This is a genomic window from Pseudoxanthomonas sp. X-1 (assembly GCF_020042665.1).
GTDB classification, from domain to species: domain Bacteria; phylum Pseudomonadota; class Gammaproteobacteria; order Xanthomonadales; family Xanthomonadaceae; genus Pseudoxanthomonas_A; species Pseudoxanthomonas_A spadix_A.
Genome location: NZ_CP083376.1, coordinates 4238197 through 4263534, shown reverse-complemented (window position 1 = coordinate 4263534; position 25338 = coordinate 4238197). Strand labels below are relative to the sequence as shown.

At 71.2% G+C, this 25338-nt stretch carries 17 protein-coding genes; 5 read left to right on the top strand and 12 right to left on the bottom strand.

All coding sequences use genetic code 11. The features are described from left to right. Positions 1-165: 165 nt before the first annotated feature. From LAJ50_RS19060 to LAJ50_RS19050, 3 genes are all read left to right on the top strand, one after another. Positions 166-1185: a ribonucleotide-diphosphate reductase subunit beta gene (locus tag LAJ50_RS19060; RefSeq protein WP_138653688.1), complete on the top strand. Its 1020-nt coding sequence runs from the start codon at positions 166-168 to the stop codon at positions 1183-1185. Positions 1186-1341: 156 nt separating this feature from the next. After that, the gene (locus LAJ50_RS19055) at positions 1342-4314 is read left to right on the top strand and encodes a diguanylate cyclase (RefSeq protein ID WP_138653690.1); all 2973 of its coding nucleotides are present in this window, start codon (positions 1342-1344) and stop codon (positions 4312-4314) included. Positions 4315-4398: 84 nt separating this feature from the next. After that, a complete protein-coding gene (locus LAJ50_RS19050; protein WP_138653692.1) occupies positions 4399-4815 on the top strand; it encodes an acyl-CoA thioesterase in 417 nt (138 codons plus the stop codon). Here LAJ50_RS19050 and LAJ50_RS19045 read toward each other — a convergent pair. From LAJ50_RS19045 to LAJ50_RS19020, 6 genes are all read right to left on the bottom strand, one after another. Next, positions 4799-5986, bottom strand: coding sequence for a glycoside hydrolase family 18 protein (locus LAJ50_RS19045; RefSeq protein WP_138653694.1), 1188 nt, complete (start codon positions 5984-5986; stop codon positions 4799-4801). The two genes, LAJ50_RS19050 and LAJ50_RS19045, sit on opposite strands and share 17 nt — an antisense overlap. Positions 5987-6011: 25 nt before the next feature. Next, complete coding sequence (locus tag LAJ50_RS19040) at positions 6012-6812, bottom strand: rhomboid family intramembrane serine protease (protein WP_138653696.1); 801 nt, start codon at positions 6810-6812, stop codon at positions 6012-6014. A 95-nt stretch (positions 6813-6907) separates the two neighbouring features. Then, positions 6908-7873 carry a TerC family protein gene (locus LAJ50_RS19035; protein WP_138653698.1) on the bottom strand — a complete coding sequence of 322 codons (966 nt, stop codon included), beginning with the start codon at positions 7871-7873 and terminating at the stop codon, positions 6908-6910. 300 nt (positions 7874-8173) lie between these two features. Beyond that, on the bottom strand, positions 8174-8650 hold the full coding sequence (locus tag LAJ50_RS19030) for a hypothetical protein (protein WP_138653700.1): 477 nt from the start codon (positions 8648-8650) through the stop codon (positions 8174-8176). Between the two features lie 209 nt (positions 8651-8859). Further along, positions 8860-10512 carry a long-chain-fatty-acid--CoA ligase gene (locus tag LAJ50_RS19025; protein WP_138653702.1) on the bottom strand — a complete coding sequence of 551 codons (1653 nt, stop codon included), beginning with the start codon at positions 10510-10512 and terminating at the stop codon, positions 8860-8862. A gap of 2 nt (positions 10513-10514) precedes the next feature. Beyond that, positions 10515-11591, bottom strand: coding sequence for an alpha/beta hydrolase (locus tag LAJ50_RS19020; protein WP_224096397.1), 1077 nt, complete (start codon positions 11589-11591; stop codon positions 10515-10517). 206 nt (positions 11592-11797) lie between these two features. Between LAJ50_RS19020 and LAJ50_RS19015 the strand changes: the two genes are divergently transcribed. Further along, positions 11798-13216 carry an alpha/beta hydrolase gene (locus LAJ50_RS19015; protein ID WP_138653704.1) on the top strand — a complete coding sequence of 473 codons (1419 nt, stop codon included), beginning with the start codon at positions 11798-11800 and terminating at the stop codon, positions 13214-13216. Positions 13217-13368: 152 nt separating this feature from the next. Here the strand turns inward: LAJ50_RS19015 and LAJ50_RS19010 are convergent, their stop codons facing one another. The 6 genes from LAJ50_RS19010 to acs form a co-directional block, all read right to left on the bottom strand. Beyond that, on the bottom strand, positions 13369-14316 hold the full coding sequence (locus tag LAJ50_RS19010) for a hypothetical protein (RefSeq protein ID WP_138653706.1): 948 nt from the start codon (positions 14314-14316) through the stop codon (positions 13369-13371). Between the two features lie 135 nt (positions 14317-14451). Continuing rightward, positions 14452-17157 carry a bifunctional acetate--CoA ligase family protein/GNAT family N-acetyltransferase gene (locus LAJ50_RS19005; RefSeq protein ID WP_138653708.1) on the bottom strand — a complete coding sequence of 902 codons (2706 nt, stop codon included), beginning with the start codon at positions 17155-17157 and terminating at the stop codon, positions 14452-14454. 213 nt (positions 17158-17370) lie between these two features. Beyond that, on the bottom strand, positions 17371-18753 hold the full coding sequence (gene mgtE / locus LAJ50_RS19000) for a magnesium transporter (RefSeq protein WP_138653710.1): 1383 nt from the start codon (positions 18751-18753) through the stop codon (positions 17371-17373). A gap of 239 nt (positions 18754-18992) precedes the next feature. Further along, complete coding sequence (aceK, locus tag LAJ50_RS18995; RefSeq protein ID WP_138653712.1) at positions 18993-20699, bottom strand: bifunctional isocitrate dehydrogenase kinase/phosphatase; 1707 nt, start codon at positions 20697-20699, stop codon at positions 18993-18995. Positions 20700-20820: 121 nt separating this feature from the next. Then, positions 20821-21489 carry a response regulator transcription factor gene (locus LAJ50_RS18990; RefSeq protein WP_130552756.1) on the bottom strand — a complete coding sequence of 223 codons (669 nt, stop codon included), beginning with the start codon at positions 21487-21489 and terminating at the stop codon, positions 20821-20823. Positions 21490-21606: 117 nt separating this feature from the next. Next, positions 21607-23550 carry an acetate--CoA ligase gene (acs, locus tag LAJ50_RS18985; RefSeq protein ID WP_138653714.1) on the bottom strand — a complete coding sequence of 648 codons (1944 nt, stop codon included), beginning with the start codon at positions 23548-23550 and terminating at the stop codon, positions 21607-21609. A 272-nt stretch (positions 23551-23822) separates the two neighbouring features. Here acs and LAJ50_RS18980 point away from each other — a divergent pair, with 272 nt between their 5' ends. After that, the gene (locus LAJ50_RS18980) at positions 23823-25247 is read left to right on the top strand and encodes a hypothetical protein (RefSeq protein ID WP_224096396.1); all 1425 of its coding nucleotides are present in this window, start codon (positions 23823-23825) and stop codon (positions 25245-25247) included. Positions 25248-25338 lie beyond the last annotated feature (91 nt).

The window sequence follows — 25338 nt, the reverse complement described above, 5'->3', positions numbered from 1 at the left end:
AGCCCCTCTCCCGACGGGAGAGGGGTTGGGGTGAGCGTACGGCGGAGCCGTCAAACGCTCCGTGCCCGTGCGCTCGCCGAACCCTCATCCGGCGCTTCGCGCCACCTTCGACCCCAGGGGCCCCGGTCCCGGTGGGAGAAGGGATCAAGAAAAAGGCAACACACCATGTCCGCTCAACCCCGTCAGATGCTGCTCGATCCCGGTTTCGAACTGACCCTGCGCCCGATGCGCTATCCGCAGTTCTATGACATGTATCGCGACGCCATCAAGAACACCTGGACGGTGGACGAGATCAACTTCCAGATCGACATCACCGATCTGCATGCGAAGATGACCCCGGCCGATCGCCACCTGATCCACCGCCTGGTCGCCTTCTTCGCCACCGGCGATTCGATCGTGTCCAACAACCTGGTGCTGAACCTCTACCAGCACATCAACGCGCCGGAAGCGCGCATGTACCTGTCGCGCCAGCTGTACGAGGAAGCGCTGCACGTGCAGTTCTACCTGACGCTGCTGGACAACTACCTGCCGGATCCGGGCGAGCGCGCCAAGGCCTTCGCCGCGGTGGAGAACATCCCCTCGATCAGGAAGAAGGCCGAGTTCTGCTTCAAGTGGATGGACACCATCCAGGACCTCAAGCGCCTGGAGACGCGCGCGCACCGCCGCCAGTTCCTGCTCAACCAGATCTGCTTCGCCGCCTGCATCGAGGGCCTGTTCTTCTTCGCCGCCTTCGCCTACGTGTACTACTTCCGCTCGCGCGGTCTGCTGCCGGGCCTGGCCTCGGGCACCAACTGGGTGTTCCGCGACGAGAGCTGCCACATGGCCTTCGCCTTCGAGGGCGTGCGCGTGGTGCGCGAGGAGGAGCCGGACCTGTTCGACGCGGAGATGCAGCAGCAGGTCTACGACATGCTGGAGGAGGCGATCGAGTGCGAACTGCAGTTCGCCGAGGACGTGCTGTCCGGCGGCGTGGCGGGCATCTCCACCCGCGACATGCGCCAGTACCTGCAGCACTGCGCGGACAACCATTTCGCCAAGCTGGGCATGGCGCGCAGGTACAACGTGCGCAATCCGCTGCCCTTCATGGAGCTGCAGGACGTGCAGGAGCTGACCAACTTCTTCGAGCGGCGGGTGTCGTCCTACCAGGTCGGCGTGCAGGGCGAGGTCGGGTTCGACCACGCCTTCTGAAGGCAGCATCCACACCCGGGCCGTGTCTGGGTTGGAAGCGTTTCCGGGCGGAAACCGGCGCCATTGGGGCGTTTCAGGCGACCGCCGGCTTAAGTTGCCGGCGGAGCGGCCGTTAGTCCGGGGGACATCCGTCCCCGCAGACCGCGCCCCTTCGCCATGCACGCCCGTCGCGCCCCGGCGCGAGCCATCGCCAAGCTCCGGTCCGCCCGCGCCTTCGGCGCGGCGCTGGCGGTGCTGTGCCTGGTCGGGCCGGCGGCGGCGCAGGTGGCCTCGCTGCGGGTCTACGGCACGGCCGATGGCCTGCGCAGCCTGGGCGCCGACTGCCTGGTCGAGGATCCGCAGGCCAACGTCTACGCCTGCACCTACGGCGGCCTGTACCGCTATGAGGGCGAGCGCTTCGAACGCGTCGGGGCCAATGCCGGCCTGGACGACGCCTATGTGATGAACGCCTCCCCGGCGCCGGACGGGCGCGGGCTGTGGGTGGCCACCGCGGCCAACCTGTACTTCTGGGACGGCGACAAGGCCGTCCGCGTGCTGGACCCGAGCGGGGCGCCGGTGCCCTTCGAGGTCGGCCACAACGTCGCGGCGCTGGCCGATGGCGCGGTGGCGCTGAGCCACAGCCGCGCCCTGCGCGCGACCCGCGACGCCGGCGGCGCCTGGCGCACGCGCGCGCTGTTCGACCGTGCCGCCGAACAGGCCCATCCCGAGCTGGCCGAGCTGGGCGCGGTCTATCGGGATGGCCAGGCGCTGTGGTTCGGCTGCGGCCAGACCATCTGTCGCCGCGCCGACGATGGCCAGGTGCGCGTGTACGGCACCGGCGACGGCGTGCCGCGCGATGCCTGGACCGCGTTCCTGCGCGACCGCCACGGCACGCTGTGGGCGCGCAGCCCGCGCCACATCCTGGTGCTGACGCCGGGCGCGACGCGCTTCGACGAGCGCCCGGTGCCGCCGCCGTCGATGCTGGCCACCACCACGCGCCACCTCGACCTGACCGAAGACAGCCAGGGCCGCGTGCTGACCCGCAGCGATGGCGGCACGCTGCGCTGGGACGGCCGCTGGCAGCGCTTCGATGCCCACAACGGGCTGCCCGACGTGCCACCCAACGCGTTGCTGGCCAGCCGCAACGGCGAACTGTGGATGTCCTACGGTGGCCTGGGCGTGCTGCGCTGGCGCGGCTATGCCGGGGTGGAGAACTGGGGCCCGGCCAACGGCCTGGCGGGCATGCCCAACTGGTCGCTGGCGCGCGATGCGCAGGGCGCGATGCTGTTCGGCAACGAGCGCGACCTGCACCGCCTGCCGGCGGGCGGCGGCCGCATCGAGACCCTGCACAATCCCCTGGGCGAGCCGGTGCGCGATGTGTTCGCGCTGACCCTCGGCCCGGACAAGGCGGTGTGGGTGGCGCTGTATCGCGGCCAGCTGCTGCGCCTGCAGGGCGACGAACTCAAGGTCGCCGCGACCCTGCCGGCCAAGCTGCGCCGCATCTTCTTCGACGATCGCCACCGCCTGTGGCTCTGCACGACCGAAGGCGTGTACCTGATCGACGACCTCGCCCATCCGGTCGCCAGGCGCTTCGAGGCGCTGCCGGCGGTGAGCTTCGGCGATGTCGAGCAGGATGCGCAGGGGCGGCTGTGGTTCGCCGGCAAGGCCGGGGTGATGCGGCTGGAGCGCGACGACCGGGTCACGCCGATCCGCGTGCGCGGGGACATGCCCAACCAGCTGTTCGACAAGCTCTCGATCGGGCGCGATGGCACCCTGTGGCTCAGCGTGGACGACGCCGGCCTGTTCCGCGGGCCGATCGGCCAGGGCGACACGCTGACCATCAAGGAAGTCGAAGACCCGCTGCTGCGCGACGCGATCCCGTATTTCATCCGCCACGACCGCGCCGGCCGGCTGTGGGTCGGTGGCAGCATGGGCCTGGACGTCCTGCAGGACGGCAAGTGGACGCGGCTGCACGAGGCCAACGGCCTGATCAGCGAGGACATCTCCGAAGGCGCGTTCTTCGAGGACGCCGACGGCTCGGTCTGGATCGGCACCTCGCGCGGCGTCAGCCACCTGCTGCATCCGGACCAGCTGCTGGCGCGCGCGCCGGTGACGCTGCGCATCGCCCGGGTCGAACGCGGCGGCCAGCGCATCGAGTCCGGCGCGGTGCTGCCGTGGGAACAGCTGCCGGTGCGCATCACCCTGTCCACGCCCGGCAGCCTGGCCGGGACCGACATGCTGAAGTTCCGCTACCGCCTGCGCGATCGCCAGGACGCGTGGATCGAGACCAACTCGCGCACGCTGGACTTCCCGCTGCTGGGTTCTGGCAGCCAGGTGATCGAGGTGCAGGCGCTGGACGTCGGCCGGCGCGCGCAGTCGGACGTGGTGACCTTCAGCTTCGAGGTACGCCCGCCGTGGTGGCGCTCGCCGCTGATGCTGCTGCTGTGGGGCGTGGCGGCGGTCGCGCTGGTCGGCAGCCTCTGGCGCTGGCGCGTGCACGCCATCGTCAAGCACAAGCAGCAGCTCGAGCGCCTGGTCGCCGCGCGCACCGCCGAGCTGGAAGCCGACAAGCGCGCGCTGGAACTGGCCCGCACCGCGCTGCAGGTGCAGGCGACCCACGATGGGCTGACCGGCCTGCACAACCGCACCAGCATCATGGAGCAGCTCGAGCGCGAGACCCTGCGCGCCCGCGCCGCCGACCTGCAGCTGGCGGTGGCGCTGCTGGACCTGGACCACTTCAAGCAGGTCAACGACACCCACGGGCATCAGGTCGGCGACGTGGTGCTCTCCGGCGTGGCCGATCGCCTGGCCAACAACATGCGCGGCTCGGACACCATCGGCCGCTACGGCGGCGAGGAACTGCTCGGCCTGATGCCCGGCCTGCAGCCGCCCGCCAGCGAGCGGCTGCAGGCCCTGCACGACGCGGTGGGCGCGCGGCCGCTGATCATCGATGGCCTGTCGCTGCACGTGACCTGCTCCATCGGCGTGGCGTGGCTGCAGCCGGGCGAGACGCCCAACGAGCTGCTGCGGCGCGCCGACCGCGCGCTCTACCAGGCCAAGCGCGAGGGTCGCAACCGCGTGGTGGTGGCCGCAGGCGAAGGCGCCACCAGCAGCGGCCCGGCTTCCGGCTCGGCCCCGGCCCTGGCCTGATCGCCGCGCGCCCGCCCGCCGCGCGACAATGGCGGCCCGGCCCCACCCAGGTGTGCCCGGTCCCCCCACCAGGAGTTTGTCCGCATGTCCGAGGCCCCCGTCGCCGAAGCCCGCCCCACCGAGGCGCGCCTGCTGCAGATGGTCTTTCCCGACCACACCAACCATCTGGGCACGCTGTTCGGCGGCCAGGCGCTGGCCTGGATGGACATGGCCGCCTTCATCGTCGCCTCGCGCTATGCGCGCACCACGGTCGTCACCGCGCGCTCGGAGCAGGTGGACTTCAACCAGCCGATCCGCAAGGGCGACTTGGTCGAGGTCATCGCCACCATCGTCAAGGTCGGGCGCAGCTCGATGAACGTCGACGTGGAAGTGGTCACCGAGGACCTGCTCAGCGGCGAACGCAAGCTGTGCACGCGCGGGCGCTTCGTGATGATCGCCCTTGATCCGCTGGGACGGCCGACCGCGGCGCCGCCGCTGCCGGCGGCTAGCGCGCAGGGGTGAGGGCGGAAGTGGCAGCGGCCGGCGCCGGCGCGTCGATCGCCTGGCGCACCACGTCCAGCAGGTCCTGGCCGTGGTCCTGGTGCAGCTCCCAGAACATCACCCCGCCCAGGCCCTGGGCGCGGGCGTAGGCCACCTTCTCGCGCAGGGCGCGCGGATCCTCGTAGCTGACCATCTGCGCGCTGCGCGGATTCCACAGCCAGGCCGCGCGCGCCTGCGGATCCCAGTGGGACTCGAAGCCGCCGCTGCCGGTCAGGTCGCCTTCCACGATCTGGCGATAGGAAATGAAGCCGCCATCGCTGCGGTAGGGCTGCAGCAGCCCCGCCTGCCGCGGCGCGACCTCGCCGAAGCGGCGCCCGTAGAACGCCATGCCCACATGCAGCTTGGCCGCCGGTACGCCGGCGCACAGGAAGCTGTCCACCGCCGTTTCGGTGGTGCGCGCCTCGGCCGGCGCCAGCCGCGAACGCCCCAGCGCGGCAGCGTGCCCGGTGGTCGGGGTCAGGCTGCCGTAGAAGTCGTAGGTCATCAGGTTGATCCAGTCCAGCAGCGGCGCGATCGCCGGCAGGTCCAGGCCCGAGGCCAGGCGGCCCTCGGCCGCGGCGATGGTCAACAGGTAGCGGCGCCCGTCGCGCGCGCCCTGCGCATCCAGCGCCGCGCGCAGGTCGGACAGCAGCGCGGTGAAGTGCGCCTTGTCGTCGGCGCTGGCGCTGATGCCGGCATCGGCCAGCGTCGGGTATTCCCAGTCGATGTCCAGCCCGTCCAGGTCGTACTGGCGCAGCAGCGCCATGGCGCTGTCGACGAAGACCGCGCGCGCCTGCGGCGTGGCCGCCGCCTCGGAGAAATGTCCGGCGCCCCAGCCGCCGATGGACAGCACCACGCGCAGGCCGGGCGCCTGCTGGCGCAGGCGCACCAGCTCCGACAGCGCGGCGGCGTTCTGCGCCGTGCCCAGGCTGACCCGGTGCGCGGCATCGGGTGCGGCGAAGGCGAAGTTGGCCACGTCCAGTTCAGCGGCGGCGCTGGCGCGGACCGGCTCGCCGGCGGTGACGTAGCCGACCAGCGTCAGCGGCGGGCGTGGATCAGGCGCGGGTGCCGGCGTCGGGGTGCTGGCGCAGCCGGCGATGGCCAGCAGGCAGGCCAGCATGGCCGGCAGGCCGGAGAGGGCGATTGAGCGCATGGCGGGGCCGGCAGCGGACGGCCGGCTAGTCTATCCGCTGGTCCGGTGCGTCCCGGGGCGGCCGGGGCGGGAAGGCCAGCACCGTGCCATTGCGCGGCGGGGCCGGTTGCCAGAGCACCGGCACCTCGCGCGGCGAAGGAGGTTCAAACGTGCTGGCGTCCTCGTCCAGCCCCTGCGCGGCCAGCTCCTCGTCTTCCCAGCTGTAGCGCTTGCGCGGCAATGGCGGATCGGCGCGGCGCAGCCACCACGCCGCCAGCAGCCCGGCCACCGCGCCGCCCAGATGCGCCTGCCAGGACACGCCGGGCTCGCGCGGCAGCACGGTCAGCAGCATGCCGCCGTAGAACAGGAAGGCGATCAGGCCGGCGGCGATCGCCGCGCGGTCGCGGCGCAGCAGGCCCAGCCCGATCACCAGGAACATCAGCCCGTGGCCCAGCCCGCTGGCGCCCAGGTGGCGCGTGCCGACATCGCCCAGCCACCACGCCCCCAGGCCCGAGCCCAGCCACAGCAGCGGCCACGCGCGCAGCGTGGCCTTCGGGTACACGCTGCCGGCCAGCGTGCCCAGCATCAGCAGGGCGATGGCGTTGGAGGCGATGTGTTCGACCGAGCCGTGCAGCAGCGGCGCGGTCAGCACGCCGATCAGCCCGGCCGCGCGGTGCGGCGCGATCGCCAGCGCCCGCCAGTCGAAGCTGGACTGCATCCAGTAGCACAGCACCAGCAGCAGCACGAAGGCCAGCGACGCGTTGAAGGCGCGCAGCAGACGGCGCCGGTCGGCGCGGGCCTGGGCCTGCGCGTCGTAGCGCGGATCGTCGGGGTGGTAGGCGTCCATCCCGCTTCGATGGCGCCGCCAGGGTGCGAAAACAAGCGCGCCGCGACGTCCCATGCATGGAACGCCGCGGCGTGGGTGTTACCGATGAGCCAGGGTCAGGTCTTCGGGTCTGACGCCGGCTTGGCCGGGCGCACCAGGCTCAGCCACACCGTGACCGCCAGGATGCCGAACACCACACCCAGCGACACCAGCACCGGGATCTTGACCACGTCGATCAGCAGCATCTTGGCGCCGATGTAGACCAGCACCACCGCCAGGCCGTAGGGCAGCAGGTGGAAGCGGTCGGCCATGCCGGCCAGCAGGAAGAACATCGCGCGCAGGCCCAGCACCGCGAACACGTTGGAGGTCAGCACGATGAACGGGTCGGTGGTGATGGCGAAGATCGCCGGGATCGAGTCGACCGCGAAGATCACGTCGGTCACCGCGATCAGGATCAGCACCACGAACAGCGGCGTGAACCAGCGTTTGCCATCGCGCTTCACCGACAGGTCGTGGCCGACGTAGCCGTCGGTCAGGCGCAGGTGCCTGCGCATGAACTTCAGCGCCGGATTGGCCTCCAGGTCGGGCTCGGCGCCGGCCGAGAACCACATCTTGATGCCGGTGAACAGCAGGAACGCGCCGAACACGTACAGCAGCCAGTGGAACTTGGTCAGCAGCGCGGCGCCGGCGAAGATCATGATCGCGCGCAGGAAGATCGCGCCCAGCACGCCGATCACCAGCACGCGCTGGCGCTGCTCCTCGGGCACGGCGAAGTAGGACATCACCATCAGGAACACGAAGATGTTGTCCACCGCCAGCGACTTCTCGACCAGGTAGCCGGTCAGGAATTCCAGGCTGATGCGGTTGGCGTTGGCCGCGTCGATGGTCTGGTGCAGGTACCACCACAGGCCGGCGTTGAAGGCCAGGGCCAGGGCGACCCAGCCGATCGACCACCACAGCGCTTCCTTGAAAGTGACCTTGTGCGGGCCGCCGTGGCGCATCAGCACCAGGTCGGCCAGCAGGGCGGCGATCACCACCACCACGAATCCACCCCACAGCCAGGGGTTTGCAATTGTCTGCATGCGAATGCTCCACGCGTAAGCCAAGGGACGAAGGCTGCGACGAGTCCAGTGAAGCGCACGGAATCCGGGAAAGAAGGAGATCCGGGACACATACACCTTCGCCGTTGCGGCGAAGGTCTCGCTCACAGCCGGCCCTGGCAGTGGGCCGGTTGCCGCTGGACCGGGGCGTGAAGCCCGTCATGACGATCGCAGCGCGTGGGAGCTACTCCCCTTCTGGCAGGGATTGTCGCGGTGCCGAACGCACCGGGTCAACGCTCAAGCTGAGCGGGCGTTCAGATCAGGCGGGTTCTGTCCGCATTGTCACGGCGAGTCATCGGCGGCCGACCAGCGCATCGCCGCGCCCGAGGCCGAGCGCGGGCCTGGATACGCCCGACCGTAATAGCCGCCGTAGGGGCCGCCGCCGAACGGGCCGTCGCTCTTGCTGACGTGGATGTCCATGCGCATCACGCTGGTGCGGCCTTCGTCGCTGGTGAAGGCCTTGGCCACGCTCAGGTCGGCCGCGTTGTAGGTGCTGCTGCCGTAGCCCTTGGAATAGCCGATCCCGGTGGTGAAGGCGCCATGCACGTGGGCCTTGCCGTCGTCCAGCTCGGACACCGGCCGCGCCGGATCGGTGTCCACGACCGGCCCGCCGTGGTCGCCGTAATAGGTGCCGGGCGGATCGCCCGCGCCGGAGAAGCTGGTGTCGTCCTTGAGCTTGAGGTTCAGCGGCTGGGTCTGGGCCAGCGCGGCCAGCGGGGCGCAGAGCAGCAGCAGGGAGACAACGGCGATGGATTTCATGGCGGCGGACCTTGCGGTGCGTGTCCGTTGCCCGGTGGAGGCCGTCTGGCCAGTGGGCCGGCAAGGATCACCCGCGCACGCTAGCAGCCGCGCGTTAAACCCAGGCTGGCCGGGGCGCTGCCGGTCCGCGACGGTGCGTGCCGGCGTCTGCACGCCGCCGGGGTGCCCAAGGCCGAGCCGGCAGCGCCGGCGCATCCCGCGTTGCCGGGTCAATCGCGCTGGAAGGCGTCGCGCTGCGCCAGGCGCGCGCGCAGGGCCTTCTTGTCGATCTTGCCCACGCTGGTGCGCGGCAGCTCCTCGACCACGATCAGCTCGTCGGGCAGGGCATAGCGGCTGATCGCGCCGCTGTCCACGTGCTGCTGCAGGTGCGCGCGCACGCCCTCCAGCGAGACCTGCGCGCCCTCGGCGGGCACCACGAAGGCCACCGGCCGCTCGCCCCAGCGCGGATCGGCCACGCCCACGTACGAGGCCGCGCAGATGCCGGGGCCGGCCACGGTCAGGTCCTCCATCTCGGCCGAGGACACCCACTCGCCGCCGGTCTTGATCACGTCCTTGAGCCGGTCGCGGATCACCACCCGGCCATCGGCGGCGATGGTGGCCACGTCCTGGGTGTGCAGCCAGCCGCCCCGCCACAGGGCCTCGCCGGCCTGGACGTTGCTGCCGTAGCTGGCCGTCAGCCACGGCGTGCGCGCGACCAGCTCGCCCTGGTGCTGGCCATCGGCCGGCAGCGCCTGCCCGGCCGGGTCGACCACGCGCAGCTGCGCCAGCGGGACCGGGTGCCCGGCGCTGCACAGCTCGGTCTCGCGCTGCGCGCCCGGCGCCGCGAACGAGCGCGCGATGCTCAGCACCGGCGCGGTCTCGGACATGCCGTAGCCGGACAGTGCCGTGATCCCCTTGGCGGCCGCGGCGCGGTGCAGCGCGCGCGGCTGGACCGAGCCGCCGACGATGATGGTCCAGCGCCGGTCGACCGGGTCCTCGGGGCCGAAGGCGTCCAGCAGCATCTGCAGGATGGTCGGCACGCAGTGGGAGAAGGTCACGCCCTCCTCGCGCCGCAGCCGCAGCAGCTGCGCCGGCACGTAGCGGCCCGGATAGACCTGCTTGAGGCCCAGCAGCGTGGCCAGGTACGGCAGGCCCCAGGCATGCACGTGGAACATCGGCGTCACCGGCATGTAGACATCGCCGTGACGCAGCCCCTGGCCCTCGGGCTGGGTGCCCAGCGTGGTGCCGACGGCCAGGGTGTGCAGCACCAGCTGGCGGTGCGAGAAGGCCACCGCCTTCGGCTCGCCGGTGGTGCCGGTGGTGTGGAAGGTGGTGGCCAGCGCGCGCTCGTCGATGTCGACGAAGGCGTGCCGATCCTCGGCCGCGGCCAGCAGCGCCTCGTACTCGCCTGCGACGGCCAGCGGCAGCGAGGCCGGCGGCTGGCCGTCATGGGTCAGCACGAAGCGCTCCAGCTGCGGCAGCTGCGCGGCCAGCTGCGCCACCAGCGCGGCGAAGTCGGCGTGGAAGAGCACCACGCGCGCGCCGGTATCGCGCAGCGTGTAGGCGATCTGCTCGGGCGACAGACGCACATTGACCGTCTGCAGCACCGCGCCCAGCATCGGGATGGCGAAGTAGCACTCCTGGTAGCGGTGGCTGTCCCAGTCCATCACCGCGACCACATCGCCTGGCGACACCCCCAGCGCGGTCAGGACGTTGGCCAGGCGATGCACGCGCCGGCCGAACTCGGGATAGTCGTGGCGGCGCCCGTCGCTGCCGAGGATGGACTGGCCGCTGCGCGTCTCCAGCGCGCTGCGCAGCAGTTGGCCCACGTGCAGCGGGTAGTCGTAATGGCCTTCGGCCGGGGTGGCGTAGCGCAGGGCCACGGCTAGCGCCCTTTGCCCGCGATCGGCGCCTGGCCGAGATGGCGATCGAAGAAGCGCCAGATCACCGCATACGCCTGGCGCGACTCGGGCAGTTCGGGGTCGACGAAGAATGCATGCCACATGCCGTCCCACACATGCAGCTCGGCGTCGACGCCGGCCGCGTCGAGCAGCGCATGGCTGCGCAGCACCGAGCTCAGGGCGAAGTCGCGGCTGCCGCTGATCAGCAGCGTCGGCGGGAAGCGGGCGAGGAGGGCCGGTGAATTGGCCGGGAACACCAGCGGATCGGACAGGTCGGCGCCGCGGAAGTAGGGATAGTCCGACAATCTGGGCGGGCCGGCGGGCACCTTCTGCCCTTCCAGCGCGGGCGAGGTGTAGATGGAGTCGCCATCGGGCGCGGCCAGCGCGCCGCAGAAGGTGCCGATCGCACCGGGCAGCGGCAGCTTCTTCGAGATCAGGCGCGCCACCGCCTGCGCGGTGAGATAGCCGCCGGCCGAGCAGCCGTAGATGCCGATGTCCTGCGGGCGATGGTCGCGCAGCAGCGCGCGGTAGACGGTCTCCACGTCCTCGCTGGCGGCGGGGAAGGCGTACTCGGGCCCTTGCCGGTAATCCACCGAGACCACCTTGATCCTGCCCACGCCCGCGATCGGGATGGCCTCGGCCAGCGCGCCGCTGCGCGCGCCCCACAGGAAGGCGCCGCCGTGCAGGTTGATCAGCACGCGCCCCTTGTTGGCCGGCGCGATGCCGTCGGCCGGTTCCGCCACGTCGGCCAGCACGCCGTCGAAGCGCTGCTCGCTGGTGCGCACCGGCCACAGTTTGCGCATGCGCGCCACGCGGTCGCTGTTCTGCGCGTCGTAGAACGCGCGCGCCGCGGCGATGTCCTGGCCCGGCCCCTCGCCGCGCGCCTGCGCATCGAGCATCTCCTGGAGGCGTACGCGCGCCTCGGGCGAGGCGAAGGCCGACAGCGGCACCTGCACGCCGTTGAGCGGCACGCGCGGATCGGGCGTCTCGCCCGCCTGCACGGTCCATATCGAGGCGAACAGCGCGAGCAGGGTTCCACAAGAAAGGATGGCGGTTCTCAACGCGGTGCTCCAGCGGATGGAAGGGACGCATTCCTGTCCCCGCCACGCTGCCTGATCGCCTGCGCCGGGTCATGCTGCGCCGCACAGGGCCCTTGTCCAGACCGGTCCTGCCCATGGCCTCTCGCCGGAAGCGGGTCGCGGCATGTCCATGGAGGGAGTCCTCTGCAAGGCCATACACTCGGCCGGTCATTCGAGGGAGGTTCCGCATGAATGCGATCACACGGCGTGCGCGCGGCATGACCATGACGCTGCTGACCATGACACTGATATCCGCCTGCGGTGTCACGCACCAGGCCGTCACGGCCGCGCCCCCCGCGGTGGATACCTCCGCAACCGCCTCGCCCAAGGCGCCAACCGGGCTGACCAGCGCGCAGCGAGCCCTGGCCGCGCATGCCACCGCGCTTGGCGCGACCGAAGTCAGCGCCGTGCCTGGCCCGGACGGCGGCCTGCTGCTGGGCGGCAAGCTCGGCGGCGACCAGTTCGCCGTCGCCATTCCGGCGCAATGGAACCGCGACGCGCTGCTCTACGCGCATGGGTACTCCACGCCGGGCAGCCCCGTGAACGTGCTCGATGACCCCACCGCCCCGGGCACCGGCGCGACCGGGGTGCTGAAGGCCGCCTACGACGCGGGCCTGGCGGCCGGTCACAGCGCCTATGCCAAGGCCGGCATGGGCGTGGAGACCGCGACGGTCAACACGCTGCGGCTGCGCGATTTCCTGGTGCGCCTGGGCGCGGACAAGGTCTATGTCAGCGGCAGCTCGATGGGCGGCAACATCGTGCTCTCGCTGCTGGAGCAGCACCCGCAGGCCTTCGCCGGCGGACTGGCGATGTGCGGGGTGACCGAGGGCTGGGAGCCGCTGTTCGCGCAGCTGTTCGACATGCGCGTGGCCTGGAACCAGCTGACCCGTGGCACGCCCTACGCCCTGCCTGGCGAACAGGACGCGCTGCGCACCGCGCTGCCCCCGCTGCCGCCGCCGGGCGATGCGACCGATCCGGAGCAGTTCCGCGGGGTGCAGATGACCCGCCTCGCCACGCCGGTGCTGGCGCTGTTCAAGGCGGCGCAGGAACATCCCGACGGGCCCGAGGCGCGCATCGCGCGGCAGGTGGCGGCGATCGGCGGCTTCGAGAACGAGCCGGCCTCGGTCGCCTACCCGCTGCTCACCCTCGCCCTGGGCGCGGACGACCTGCGCCAGACCATGGGCGGCCAGCTGTACGGCACCCAGGGCAAGGTCTATCGCGTGCCGGGCATGAGCGCGAAGGAGCAGGCCGTGTTCAACCGGCAGGTGCAGCGCTTCGGCGCCGACCCGGCGGCCATCGCCTACGCGCGACGCTGGCACCAGGCCACCGGCCGCTTCCAGGTGCCGCTGGTGACGCTGCACAACCGGATCGATTCGCTGGTGCCCTATGCGCAGTCGCAGGGGCTGGGTCGCATCGTGCACCAGGCCGGCAACGACGCGCGCCTGGTGCAGTTCACCGTGCCGGGGGTGAAGATGGCGCTGCCGATCGGCGGGGTGGTGGGCTATACGCACTGCGGCTTCGATCCGGCGCAGACGGTGGCGGCATGGAATGCGCTGCACACGTGGGTGGAGCGCGGCGAGCGTCCGGCTGGGGATCTGGTGCACTGATCGGGATGCTGACGCGCGTTGCGCGTCGCCGGGACGGCTTGCCGAATTCGTCATTCCCGCGAACGCGGAAGACGGTAGAGGGTGTCGCGGGATGGAGCGTGGCCCCGGGCGCGTGGCGATCGCAGCGCGCCCGGGTCGGCCTGTGCGGCGGCTCAGTCGCCTGCGCGGCGGCGGGCGTTGCCGCGCAGGCGCTGCCACAGCCGCGCCAGGGGCGAGGTGCCGGGCGGCGGAGGCGGCGCGTCGGCGGAGGCGGCGCCCAGCGCGTCCGCTTCGCCTTCCAGCACGGCGTGGCCGCTGAGGTAGGCGGCGTTGAAGAAGGCGCGCGCCGCGCCCGGGTCCATGTCCAGCTGCGCGGCCGCCTCGGTGGCGGTCATGGCCTGCTTGAGCAGCAGCGAGCACAGGCGGAAGTCGTCATGGCGGTGGGCCAGCACGCGGAAGTCCGGCCACTGGCGCATGCGCAGGGCGGTGGCCTCGGTCAGCGGCGCGATCAGCCGCGGCACCATGCGCATGCGCAGCGCCGTCTGCCACAGCAGCGGGGTCAGCGGCAGGCGCGGCGCCTGGCTGGCCGGCACCGTCGGGACCTGGCGCAGCACCAGCCGGTCGAAGCCCGGGCCCAGCAGCCCCGGCACGTTCTCCACCGCCTGGCGCGCGCTGTGCAGCGGCACGGCCTGGCCCGCGGCGAAGTCCAGGTGCAGCACGTCCACGCCGTCCAGCGACAGCACCGCCTGCCCGCGCCGGGCCTGGAGCAGTTCGCGGACCTGCTCGACAAAGGGGAGCGCGGGACCGGCCGGAGCGCCATCGGCGTCGGCATGCGGGGCGTGCAGGGCCTGCAGCACCTCCCGGATCGCCTGCTCGTGCAGCGGCGCGGCGCCCTGGCGGGGATCGGACAGGCGTCCGCCGGCATCGATCAGCCACAGCGGTCTCTCCGGCCGTTGCTGGGCCAGGCGCGTTCCCGCCTGGCGCGTGGTCCGTACCTCGTGCAGCACCAGCAGGTCGCAGGCGCCCGGGTCCTGGACCAGCGTCAGGCCGTCGGCGGGCAGGGCGGCAATGCGCTGCAGGCGACGCATCAGCGCCACTTCGGTCTGGACATCCGAACCCACGATCGCCACCCGCACCACGTCACGCCCCCTGTTGCTTCATCCGCGCCGCCGGCGCATGGGTCGAGCCTAACGCGTGGCCGCGCCATCGCGACAGGGGCCGGCGCGTGGAAGGTGACACCGGGCGCGTTTTGCCGCTCAGGTCTGCGCGCGGGCGCTCTGGATCGGCAGGGTGACATTGACGATGGACGGATCGTCCGGATCGGGCCTGAGGTTGAAGCCCAGCTGCTGGCACATGGCCAGCATGGTGCGGTTCTCGCGCAGCACCTGACCCTCGACCTGGCGCAGGCCCAGCCAGTGCGCGTACTCGATCATGATCCGCATCAGCTGCCAGCCCAGGCCGGCGCCCTTCTGGTCCGAACGCACCAGGATGCCGTACTCGCCGCGATCGTAATCGGCGTCGGCCAGCAGCCGCACCGCGCCGAGCATCTCGCCGGTGGGCGGGTCGATGGCCACCAGCGCGATCGAGCGCGCGTAGTCCAGCTGGGTCAGGCGGGCGATGAACTCGTGGCTGAAATGCTTGACCGACTGGAAGAAGCGCAGGCGCAGGTCCTCGTCGGTGACCCGGGCGAAGAACGCGCGGAACAGCGCATCGTCCTCCGGCCGCACCGGCCGCACGAATACGCTGCCGCCGTCGCTCAGGGCCAGGGTGCGCTCCCATTCCTTCGGATAGGGGAACACGGCGAAGCGCGGATGCCCGCGGCCCTTGTGCAGCGCGCGCGAGGGCGCCACGGCGATGCGCGCGTCCACCGCCACCACGCCGGTGGCGTCGGCCAGCAGCGGGTTGATGTCCAGGCTGCGGATCTCGGGCAGGTCGGCGGCCAGCTGCGCCAGCTTGACCAGCACCAGGGCCACGGCGCGTTCGTCGGCGGCGGGCACGTCGCGGTAGGCCTTGAGGATGCGCGAGACGCGGGTGCGGCCGATCAGCTCGTGGGCCAGGCGCAGGTCCAGCGGCGGCAGCGCCAGGGCCACATCGTCGATCACCTCGGCCGCGGTGCCGCCGCGGCCGAACACGATCACCGGGCCGAACACCGCGTCGTCGGCGATGCCGGCGATCAGCTCGCGCGCCTTCGGCCGCAGCACCGTCGCCTGTACCACCACCCCGTCGAGGCGCGCGTCCGGACGCAGCCGCGCGGCGCGCTCGAGCAGCGTCTGCGCGGCCATGTGCACCGCCTCGGCGGAGACCAGGTTCAGGCGCACGCCGTCGACATCGGACTTGTTGGGGATGTCCGGCGAGAGCACCTTCAGCGCCACCGGCAGGCCCTGCTCCAGCAGCGGCTGGGCGAAGCGCACCGCGGCCTCGGCGTCGGCCGCCACCCACAGCTGCGCGGTCGGGATGCCGTAGGCGCGCAGCACCTCGTTGGCCGCCACCGGGTCCAGGTAACGGCGGCCCTCGCGCAGGGCCTGTTCGACCCGCGCGCGCGCGGCCGCCGCGTCGACCACGAAGTCCTCGGGCAGGCTGGGCGGGGTCTCCATCAGGGCGGTCTGCGCCTGGCGGTAGCGCACCAGGTGCATGAAGCCGGCGACCGCGTCGGCCTCGGTGGCGTAGCTGGGAATCTGCGCCGCATTGAGCGTGGACAGCGCCGCCTCACCGCCGCCCAGCCACACCGCGAACACCGGCTTGGCGTGGCTGTGGCGCGGGCGCGTGCCGGCGCTGCGCACCAGCGCGCTGGCGGCATCGGCCGAGGAGGTGAACGCCGTCGGCACGTTGACCACCAGCAGGGCGTCGTTGTCGGGGTCGGCCAGCAGCGCCTCGACCGCGGTCGCATAGCGCTCGCCGTCGGCGTCGACCACGATGTCCACCGGGTTCTCGCGCGTCCACCCGTGCGGCAGCACGCCGTCCAGGCGCTGCACCGTGGCCGGCGACAGCGTGGCCAGGCTGCCGCCGAGCAGGGCCAGCTGGTCGCGCGCCAGTGCGCCGACGCCGCCGCCGTTGGACAGGATCGCCAGGCGCCGTCCGGGGAAGGTGCCCAGCCGGCCCAGCGTCTGCGCGGCGGCGAACAGCTCGTCCAGCGCGCCCACGCGCAGCAGCCCCGCGCGGCGGAAGGCCGCGTCGTAGATCGCGTCGGGCCGGGCCAGCGACTGGCTGTGGGTGTCCTCGCCGCCACCGGCGCGGGCCACGCCCGACTTGACCACCACCACCGGCTTGGCGCGCGCGGCCGCGCGTGCGGCGGACATGAACTTGCGCGCGTCGCGGACCGATTCGACGTAGAGCAGGATCGCGCGGGTGCGGTGGTCGATGGCGAAGTGGTCCAGCAGGTCGCTGAAGTCCACGTCGATCGCATCGCCCAGCGACACCACCGCCGAGAACCCGACCTGGTGCTGCACGCCCCATTCGACCAGCGCCGCGGCGATGGCCGAGGACTCGGAGATCAGCGCCAGGTCGCCGGCCATCGGCGTGTGCGCGGCGATGCTGGCGTTGAGCCGCGCATGCGGGGCGATCACGCCCAGGCAGTGCGGGCCGAGCAGGCGCAGGCCGTGGGCGCGCGCGGCGCGCTCGGTCGCCTCGGCCAGCGAACCGCTGCCGTGGCCGAGCCCGGCGGTGAGGATGATGGCCGCGGCCACGCCGCGCTGGGCGGCGTTGGCCACGACCTTGGGCACGGTCTGGGCCGGGGTGGTGACGATCACCAGGTCCGGCACGTAGTCCAGGTCGGACAGCCGCGGCACGGTGTCGACCTCGTCGATGCGCTTGTAGCGGGCATTGATCCAGGCGATCCGCCCGGGAAAGCCGGCCGCGCGCAGGTTGCGCACCACCGCGCGCCCGGCCGAGCGATCGCGCGGGCTGCCACCGATGATGGCGATCGAGCTCGGCGAGAACACGGACTTGAGGCGGTAGGTGCTCATGCGCGGGCGGCGGTGGCCTGGGGGCGGGACATCGGCCACACGTTACACGCCCCGGCGCCGCCCCCGCATGACGCGCCGCGCGGGCCCGAATCCCGTGGTCCCCAGCGAGCCCTCCGGTGGGAGCCACGGCGGCGATGAGGCTTTCCCGGTAAAAGCCCCTCGCCGCCATCGCGGCTCCCACCAAAGCGGGCCCCGCTCCGCGACCGCGGTCGCTTAAAGCAGTGTCCCGCGCAGGATCAGCAAGGCGATGCTGAAGTAGATGACCAGGCCGGTGACGTCCACCAGGGTGGCCACGAACGGCGCCGAGGCGCTGGCCGGGTCGAAGCGCAGCCGCTGCAGCACGAACGGCAGCATCGAGCCGGCCAGCGAACCGAAGGTCACGATGCCCACCAGTGCCGCGCCCACGGTCAGCGCCACCAGCGGCCAGTGCGGACCGTAGTCGTAGATGCCGAGCTTCTGCCAGGCCACCACGCGCACGATGGCGATCACGCCCAGGATCGCGCCGAGCAGCATGCCGGTGGGTAGTTCGCGCACGGCCACCTTCCACCAGTCGCGCAGGCGCAGCTCGCCCAGGGCCAGGGCGCGGATCAGCAGCGAGGTCGCCTGCGAGCCGGAGTTGCCGCCCGAGCTCATGATCAGCGGGATGAACAAGGTCAGCACCAGCGCCTTGTCCAGTTCGCCCTCGAAGTGCTGCATCGCGCTGGCGGTGAGCATCTCGCCCAGGAACAGCGCGCACAGCCAGCCGGCGCGCTTGCGGATCATCCGCCAGAAGCCGATCTGCATGTACGGCGCGTCCAGCGCCTCCATGCCGCCGAACTTGTGCGCGTCCTCGGTGCTCTCCTCCATCATCGTATCGATGATGTCGTCCACGGTGACGATGCCCAGCATGCGGCGCTGCTCGTCGACCACGGCCAGCGAGAGCAGGTCGTGGCGGCGGATCAGGCGCGCGACCTCCTGCTGGTCGGTCAGCGGCGAGACGGTGACCGGCGGATTGACCTGGGCGACGGTGAGGATGTTGTCGGCCGGCGCGCCGGTGATCAGCCGGCGCAGGGTCACCACCTGCTGCAGCACGTCGCTGCCGGGGGCGAGCACGTAGATGGCGTAGACGGTCTCGCGCTTGCGCTCGACCTCGCGCACGTGGTCCAGGGTCTGGGCCACGGTCCAGTCGGCGGGCACGCCGACGTATTCGGTGGTCATCAGCGCGCCGGCGGTGCGCGGGCGGTAGCGCATCAGCTTCTGCACCGCGTGCGCGCTGGCCGGGGCGCACGCGGCCAGGTCGGCCAGGACCGCGGCCTGGTCGGTCAGCTCCAGCGCCTGCACCACGTCGGCGGCGCGGTCGTCGGCCATGCCTTCGAGCACGCGCGCCCGGCGCGGCCGCGGCAGCGCCTGCAGCAGCTGCGGGGCGCGCAGCAGTTCGGGCGCTTCGAGCACGTTGATCGCGCGCTCGTCGGACAGCCCGGCGAAGGTCGCATCGGCCAGGGCGGGCTTGAGCTTGTTGAGCCGCTCGACCACGTCGGCGGTGTTGAGCGGACGCAGCGCGTCCAGCTGGGCGGCCACCGGGTCGGTGGTCTTGAAGGAGAAGTGCTTCAGGTTCATCGGGACGGCCTGGTTGGGCAGCCGCAACGGCCGCCTGGCCGAACCCGATCAGGACTCAGCGCGCAGCCACCGTTGACGGCAGACAAGATCGACTGGAAGGGTCGCTGGGCATGAGGAGGAAAGCTTCACGAAAGGGACCGGCGCGCTGTGGCCTGCGCCGGGCGGGCGGAAGTCTGTGCCTGTGTCCTGGAAGCGTCAACCACTTTCTCGCGACCAGGCACGGCCGGTGTGTGCGGCGTTCAGGCCACCCGCAGCGACGGCGGATAGGGCGGCGTGTCGGGATAGCGGTCCTGCGCCAGCGCGGCCTGCAGTTCGCGCCACCAGGCCGGGTCGAACAGCTGGCCATGCACCGCGCGCACGGCCTCGGTCAGCGCGGCGGGCAGGCCCATGAACTGCGCGAAGCGCTCGGGGAAGACATCGCCCGGCGCGACATGGAACCAGGGCTCGTCGGCCATCTGTTCCTCGTAGCTCTGCGCCTTGGGCCAGTCGCGGAAGCGGCAGTCGGTGATCAGCCGCACCTCGTCGTAGTCGTAGAACACCACCCGCCCATGGCGCGAGACGCCGAAATTCTTCAGCAGCATGTCGCCGGGGAAGATGTTGTTGCGCGCCATGTCGACGATGGCCTGGCCATAGTCCAGCGCCGCCGCCCGCGCGGCCTCGGCCGGCTGCTCGCGCAGGTACAGGTTGAGCGGGCGCAGCCGGCGCTGCACGTAGCACAGGGCGATGATCACGTCCTCGCCCTCGAAGCTCAGGCTGCCGGCGCAGGTCTGCTGCAGCTCCTCCAGCAGCGCCGGGGCGAAGCGCGCCAGCGGGAAGCGCAGCGAGCGGTACGGCTGTGCATCGAGCAGGCGGCCGACGCGATCGCGGTTGAACACCAGCGCGTAGCGGTCCTCCACGTCCTGGCGCGTGACCTGCTTGGTCTCGGCGAAGCGGTCGCGGATCAGCTTGAACACCAGCGGATAGCTGGGCAGGGTGAACACCGCCATCACCAGGCCGCGCGTGCCCTCGGCCTGGATCAGCTGCTCGCCGGGATGGTCGTTGAAGTGGTGGTAGAAGGTGCGGAAGCGCTCGGTCTTGCCCTGCTTGGCGCGGCCCAGCACGGTGTACAGCTCGTCGATGGGCTTGTGCGGCAGCAGCGTGCGCAGGAACACCACCGCATCGCCCACCGTGGGCAGGTCGGCGTGGAAGTAGCTGCGCGAGATGCCGAACAGCTGGGCCACGTCCGCGCGCCGGGTCAGCACCGCGTCCACGCGCAGGCCGGCCTCGTCGTGGATCAGCGCGATCATGCACGGGGCGAAGCGCGTCTCGCCCAGCACGCGGCCGACCAGGTAGGCGCGGCGTTCGCGGTAGAACACGGTGTCCAGCAGCTCCACCGCGCGCACCGGCTCGCCCCAGCCGGCCAGGTCGTCGTGCAGGCGCACGGCGATGGCGGCCGCGCAGCGCGCCTGGTGCGCATACGGCACGGCGAACACGTAGTCGCCCAGCAGCCGGGCGAAGGTGTCCATCGGCCGGGTCTGGGAGACCAGATAGTTGTGCCGAGCGACCGGGTGGGTGATGGCCTCGGTCGGCGCGATGTCCAGCGCGACGAACTCGACCTGCGCATCCACGCCCTGGGTGCGGAAGAAGCGCCGGGTCAGGGTGTTGTAGAAGGTCTTGTACAGCTCGCGGTCGATCTGGGTGTCGATCAGCGCGGCGTAGCGCGCGCGGATGGCGTGCCACAGGGTGCGGTCGAACGCGCGCTGGCCCATCACCGCCTGCAGGCGCAGCCGGCATTCGTCCACGCAGGCGTCGTAGAGCGCGATGCGCTCGACCGCGTCGTCGCGCGCGCCGTTCCAGTCGCGCTGCTCGAAGCGCGTCTTGGCCCGCCGGGTGATCTGCGCGAAGCGCGCGTGGTAGTCGGCGAAGGCCTCGTCGATCAGGCTGGCGTAGGCGGCGGCGTCGTCCATGCAGCCTGGGCGCTAGGAGCGGGTCGAGCGCAACGAGGAGCGGGTAGGAGCGCGCCTGTATCGCGGCGGCGCCGCTCCGACTTGCACCCGTTGCCCGTTCCCCTTCACTCGCCCCCGCGCCTCACTCCTGGTCTTCCGGCGGCGGCGTCAGGCCATCGGGGTCCACCGACAGGCGCCCGGCCATCAGCACCGCCTGGGTGCGGTTGGTGACGCCGAGCTTGCGCAGGATCGCGGTGACGTGCGCCTTGATGGTGGCCTCGGACACGCCCAGATCGTAGGCGATCTGCTTGTTGAGCCGGCCGGCGCCGAGCATCTGCAGCACGCGGAACTGCTGCGGGGTCAGGTCGCGCAGGCGCTGGGCGACCTCCTGCTCGTCGCGGCCGATGGCCGGCGCGTTGTGCGCCTCCTCCGGCGCCCAGCGCTCGCCGTCCAGCACCAGGCCGATGGCCTCGCCGATGGTGTCCGAATCGGCCGACTTGGGGATGAAGCCCAGGGCGCCGTGGTCCAGCGCGCGCCGCATCACCGCCGGCTCCTCGCGCGCCGACACCACCACCACCGGCAGCTGTGGGTGCAGCGCGCGCAGGTGGACCAGCGCGTTGAAGCCGTGCGCGCCGGGCATGTTGAGGTCCAGCAGCAGCAGGTCGGCGTCGGGATTGGCCTCGACCAGCGCGTACAGCGCATCGACGCTGTCGGCCTCGTGCAGGGACACGCCGGGCAGCACGCGCTGCACGGCGCCGCGCAGGGCCTCCCGGAACAGCGGATGGTCGTCGGCGATGAGCAGTGTGGTCATGGAGGCGGGGCGCGTGGGGACGGAGGCGTCGGACGCGTCGTGCGCCTGACGACCGGCATAGTGCCAGACCAGGCGATCGGCTTTCGACGCTTCGTTGCCCACGGCCGCCACCGCGTCCTACTTGACCTTGCGCTCGGACACCAGCGAATCGACCACCGAGGGGTCGGCCAGGGTCGAGGTGTCGCCGAGCTGGTCGGGCGCGTTCTCGGCGATCTTGCGCAGGATGCGGCGCATGATCTTGCCCGAGCGCGTCTTGGGCAGGCCCGGCGCCCACTGCAGGTGGTCGGGCGAGGCGATCGGGCCGATCTCCTTGCGCACGTGGGCGATCAGCTCCTTGTGCAGTTCCTCGCTGGGCTGCTCGCCGGCCACCAGGGTGACGTAGGCGTAGATGCCCTGGCCCTTGATGTCGTGCGGGAAGCCCACCACCGCGGCCTCGGCCACCTTGGGATGCGAGACCAGCGCGCTCTCCACCTCGGCGGTGCCGATGCGGTGGCCGGAGACGTTGATGACATCGTCCACGCGGCCGGTGATCCAGTAATAGCCATCGGCGTCGCGACGGCAGCCGTCGCCGGTGAAGTAGGTGCCCGGATAGGTGCGGAAGTAGGTGTCGATGAAGCGCTGGTGGTCGCCATAGACCGTGCGCATCTGGCCCGGCCAGGAGTCCTTGATCACCAGGTTGCCCTCGGCCGCGCCGTCCAGCTCGGCGCCGTTGGCATCGACCAGCGCCGGCTGCACGCCGAAGAAGGGCACCGTGGCCGAGCCGGGCTTGAGCGCAGTGGCGCCGGGGATCGGCGTGATCATGTGGCCGCCGGTCTCGGTCTGCCACCAGGTGTCCACGATCGGGCAGCGGGAATCGCCGACCACCTCGTAGTACCAGCGCCAGGCCTCGGGATTGATCGGCTCGCCGACCGTGCCGAGCAGGCGCAGGCTCTTGCGCGAGGTCTTCTTCACCGGCGCCTCGCCGTCGCGCATCAGCGCGCGGATCGCGGTCGGGGCGGTATAGAACAGCGTGACCTGGTGCTTGTCCACGACCTCCCAGAAGCGCGAGTTGCTCGGATAGTTGGGCACGCCCTCGAAGATCAGCGAGGTGGCGCCATTGGCCAGCGGCCCGTAGACGATGTAGCTGTGGCCGGTGACCCAGCCCACGTCGGCCGTGCACCAGTAGATGTCGTCCTCCTTCAGGTCGAACACCACCTCGTGCGTGTAGGCGGCCCACAGCAGATAGCCGCCGGTGGTGTGCAGCACGCCCTTGGGCTTGCCGGTGCTGCCGGAGGTATAGAGGATGAACAGCGGGTCCTCGGCGTTCATGCGCTCGGGCTCGCAGGTGTCCGGCTGGCCCTCGACCACGTCGTGGAACCAGCGGTCGCGCGGCGCCTGCATCTGCACCGTGCCGCCGGTGTGGCGCACGACCAGCACGGTCTCCACGCTGTTGGTGCCGGGCAGCTTGAGCGCGGCATCGACGTTGGCCTTGAGCGGGACCTTCTTGCTGCCGCGCAGGCCCTCGTCGGCGGTGATGATCAGCTTGCTGCCGCAGTCGGACACGCGGTCGGCGATGGAGTTGGGCGCGAAGCCGCCGAACACCACCGAGTGCACCGCGCCGATGCGCGCGCAGGCCAGCATCGCCACGGCCGCGTCGGGGATCATCGGCAGGTAGATGGTGACCCGGTCGCCCTTGGCCACGCCCAGCTTGCGCAGGGCGTTGGCCAGCCTGCACACGCGCGCATGCAGTTCGCGGTAGGTCACCCCATAGCTTTCGCCGTCGGGGCTGTCGGGTTCGAACAGCAGCGCGATCTTGTCGCCGCGCGCCTCGAGCTGACGGTCCAGGCAGTTGACGCTGGCATTGAGCTCGCCATCGGCGAACCACCTGATGCGGAAGTCTTCGACATCGAAGCTGACGTCCTTGATCTGCGTCGGCGCCTTCATCCAGTCCAGTCGCTGCGCCGCCTTGGCCCAGAACGCGTCCGGTGTTTCCACCGACGCCTTGTAGTCGCGCGCATAGGCCTGCGCATCGACCAGGGCCTGGCTGGCGAACGCGGGATCGACGGGATACAGATCAGACATGGAATCTCCTTACCTCATCTTGCGTAGAACGTGGCGGATGGACCAACCGGTGCGGGGTGCGGCCAGTGACTTGTCGAGGCCTTGAAGTTTGACCGATCCACCGTTTGCGCAGTGCAGCAGCTGGCTTAGACCATGGTCTTAAAGCCCTTGTTTTGAGACCAAAGGCGAATGGTGGGCGCTGTCATGCGTGCGCAATCTGCGGCCCACATCGCGCCTTCGGAAGGGGAGGGCGCGCACCCGCGTGAACCACCGGACTCTTGGGAGAGGGGAGCATGACCACACGCATCGCAACGATGGCGCGTCGCCCGTTGGCGCTCGCCATGATGGTCGCCTTGATGGCGCCCGGCATGGCCTTGGCGCAGTCGAAGAAGGAGAAGGCGCTCGAGGCGCGCGTCGCCCAGCTGGAGGCGCAGGTGCAGCAGCTGCTGTCGGCGCAGCAGCAGACCCAGGCGCAGGTGGTGCAGACCCAGAGCCAGGTGAGTCAGACCCAGACCCAGGTCGCCGACGCCAGGACCGAGCTGGACCAGGTCAAGGCCACGGCCAAGCCGGCCGCCGCGCCGCAGTTCACCACCGCGCCGGGCATGTCGGTCGCGTTCCATGGCTTCATCAACGCCACCGCCTTCCAGCAGTCGCGGCCGTTCAACTTCGGCAACGGCCAGAACGCCGAATGGCCCACGCCCGGCGGCGAGGGCGACCTGAGCGGCGTGGACATCCGCAACACCCGCTTCTGGGTGGACATCACCGGCGCGAAGATGGGCGAGCACTGGACCGGCGGCGCGCGCCTGGAGATGGACTTCTTCGGCGGCAACAACGGCACCGGCGCCTACAGCGGCCAGCAGCCGGTCCCGCGCCTGCGCCAGGCCTACCTGGACATGGACAACGCCGCCACCGGCACCAAGGTGCGCGTGGGCCAGCAGTGGACGCTGATGTTCCCGCTGGACAACGTGCCCGACTCGGTCGCCCACGTGGCCTTCCCGCTCGGCTTCGGCGCCGGCATGATCGGCTGGCGCTATCCGGGCGTGGTGGTCATGCAGGACCTCAACCACGGTTCGGATGGCCCGAAGTGGCGCCTGGACGTGGGCGCCTTCAGCGGCAACTGGTCCGGCCCGGGCAGCACCACCAACTACCTCACCGGCGGCAACGCCGGCTTCAACCCGCAGCTGGAGGCCCGCGTGCGCGTGGCCGGCAGCAACTGGGTGGCCTACGCCGCGGGGCACTACTCCAAGATCGACCTGAGCGGCGTCGACGGCGCCACGCCCACGCCGATCCGTTCGAAGATCGACAGCACCGCCTTCGAAGTGGGCGGCATGGTCAAGCCGGGCAACTGGAACATCAAGGCGTTCGCCTTCACCGGCAACGGCATGGGCCAGAACTTCGGCGCGCTCTCGCAGTTCGGCGACATTTCCGAAACCGGCGGCTACGCCCAGGTGGGCTACAGCTTCAACAAGAACTGGAGCGTCAACGCGTTCTACGCGGTGGACAACCCGGACAAGGACGACGTGCTGCGCTGGCGCGGCACCGCCGTCGGCCTGCTGGGCAACCGCCAGGCCGCGCTCAATCTGATCTACGCCAACGGGCCGTACAAGCTGGGCCTGGAGGCGATGCACGACAAGCTCGAACACACCGTCGGCAACACCGCCAACACCACCACCGAAAGCGGCAACCAGGTCAGCGTCAGCGCCCAGTACACCTTCTAGGGCGCTGCACCTGCCTGCCACGCGCCGGAGGGGCTCGCCTTCCGGCGCGAGACCCACGGCTGCTCCATGGCCAACTGACATCCACGCCAGC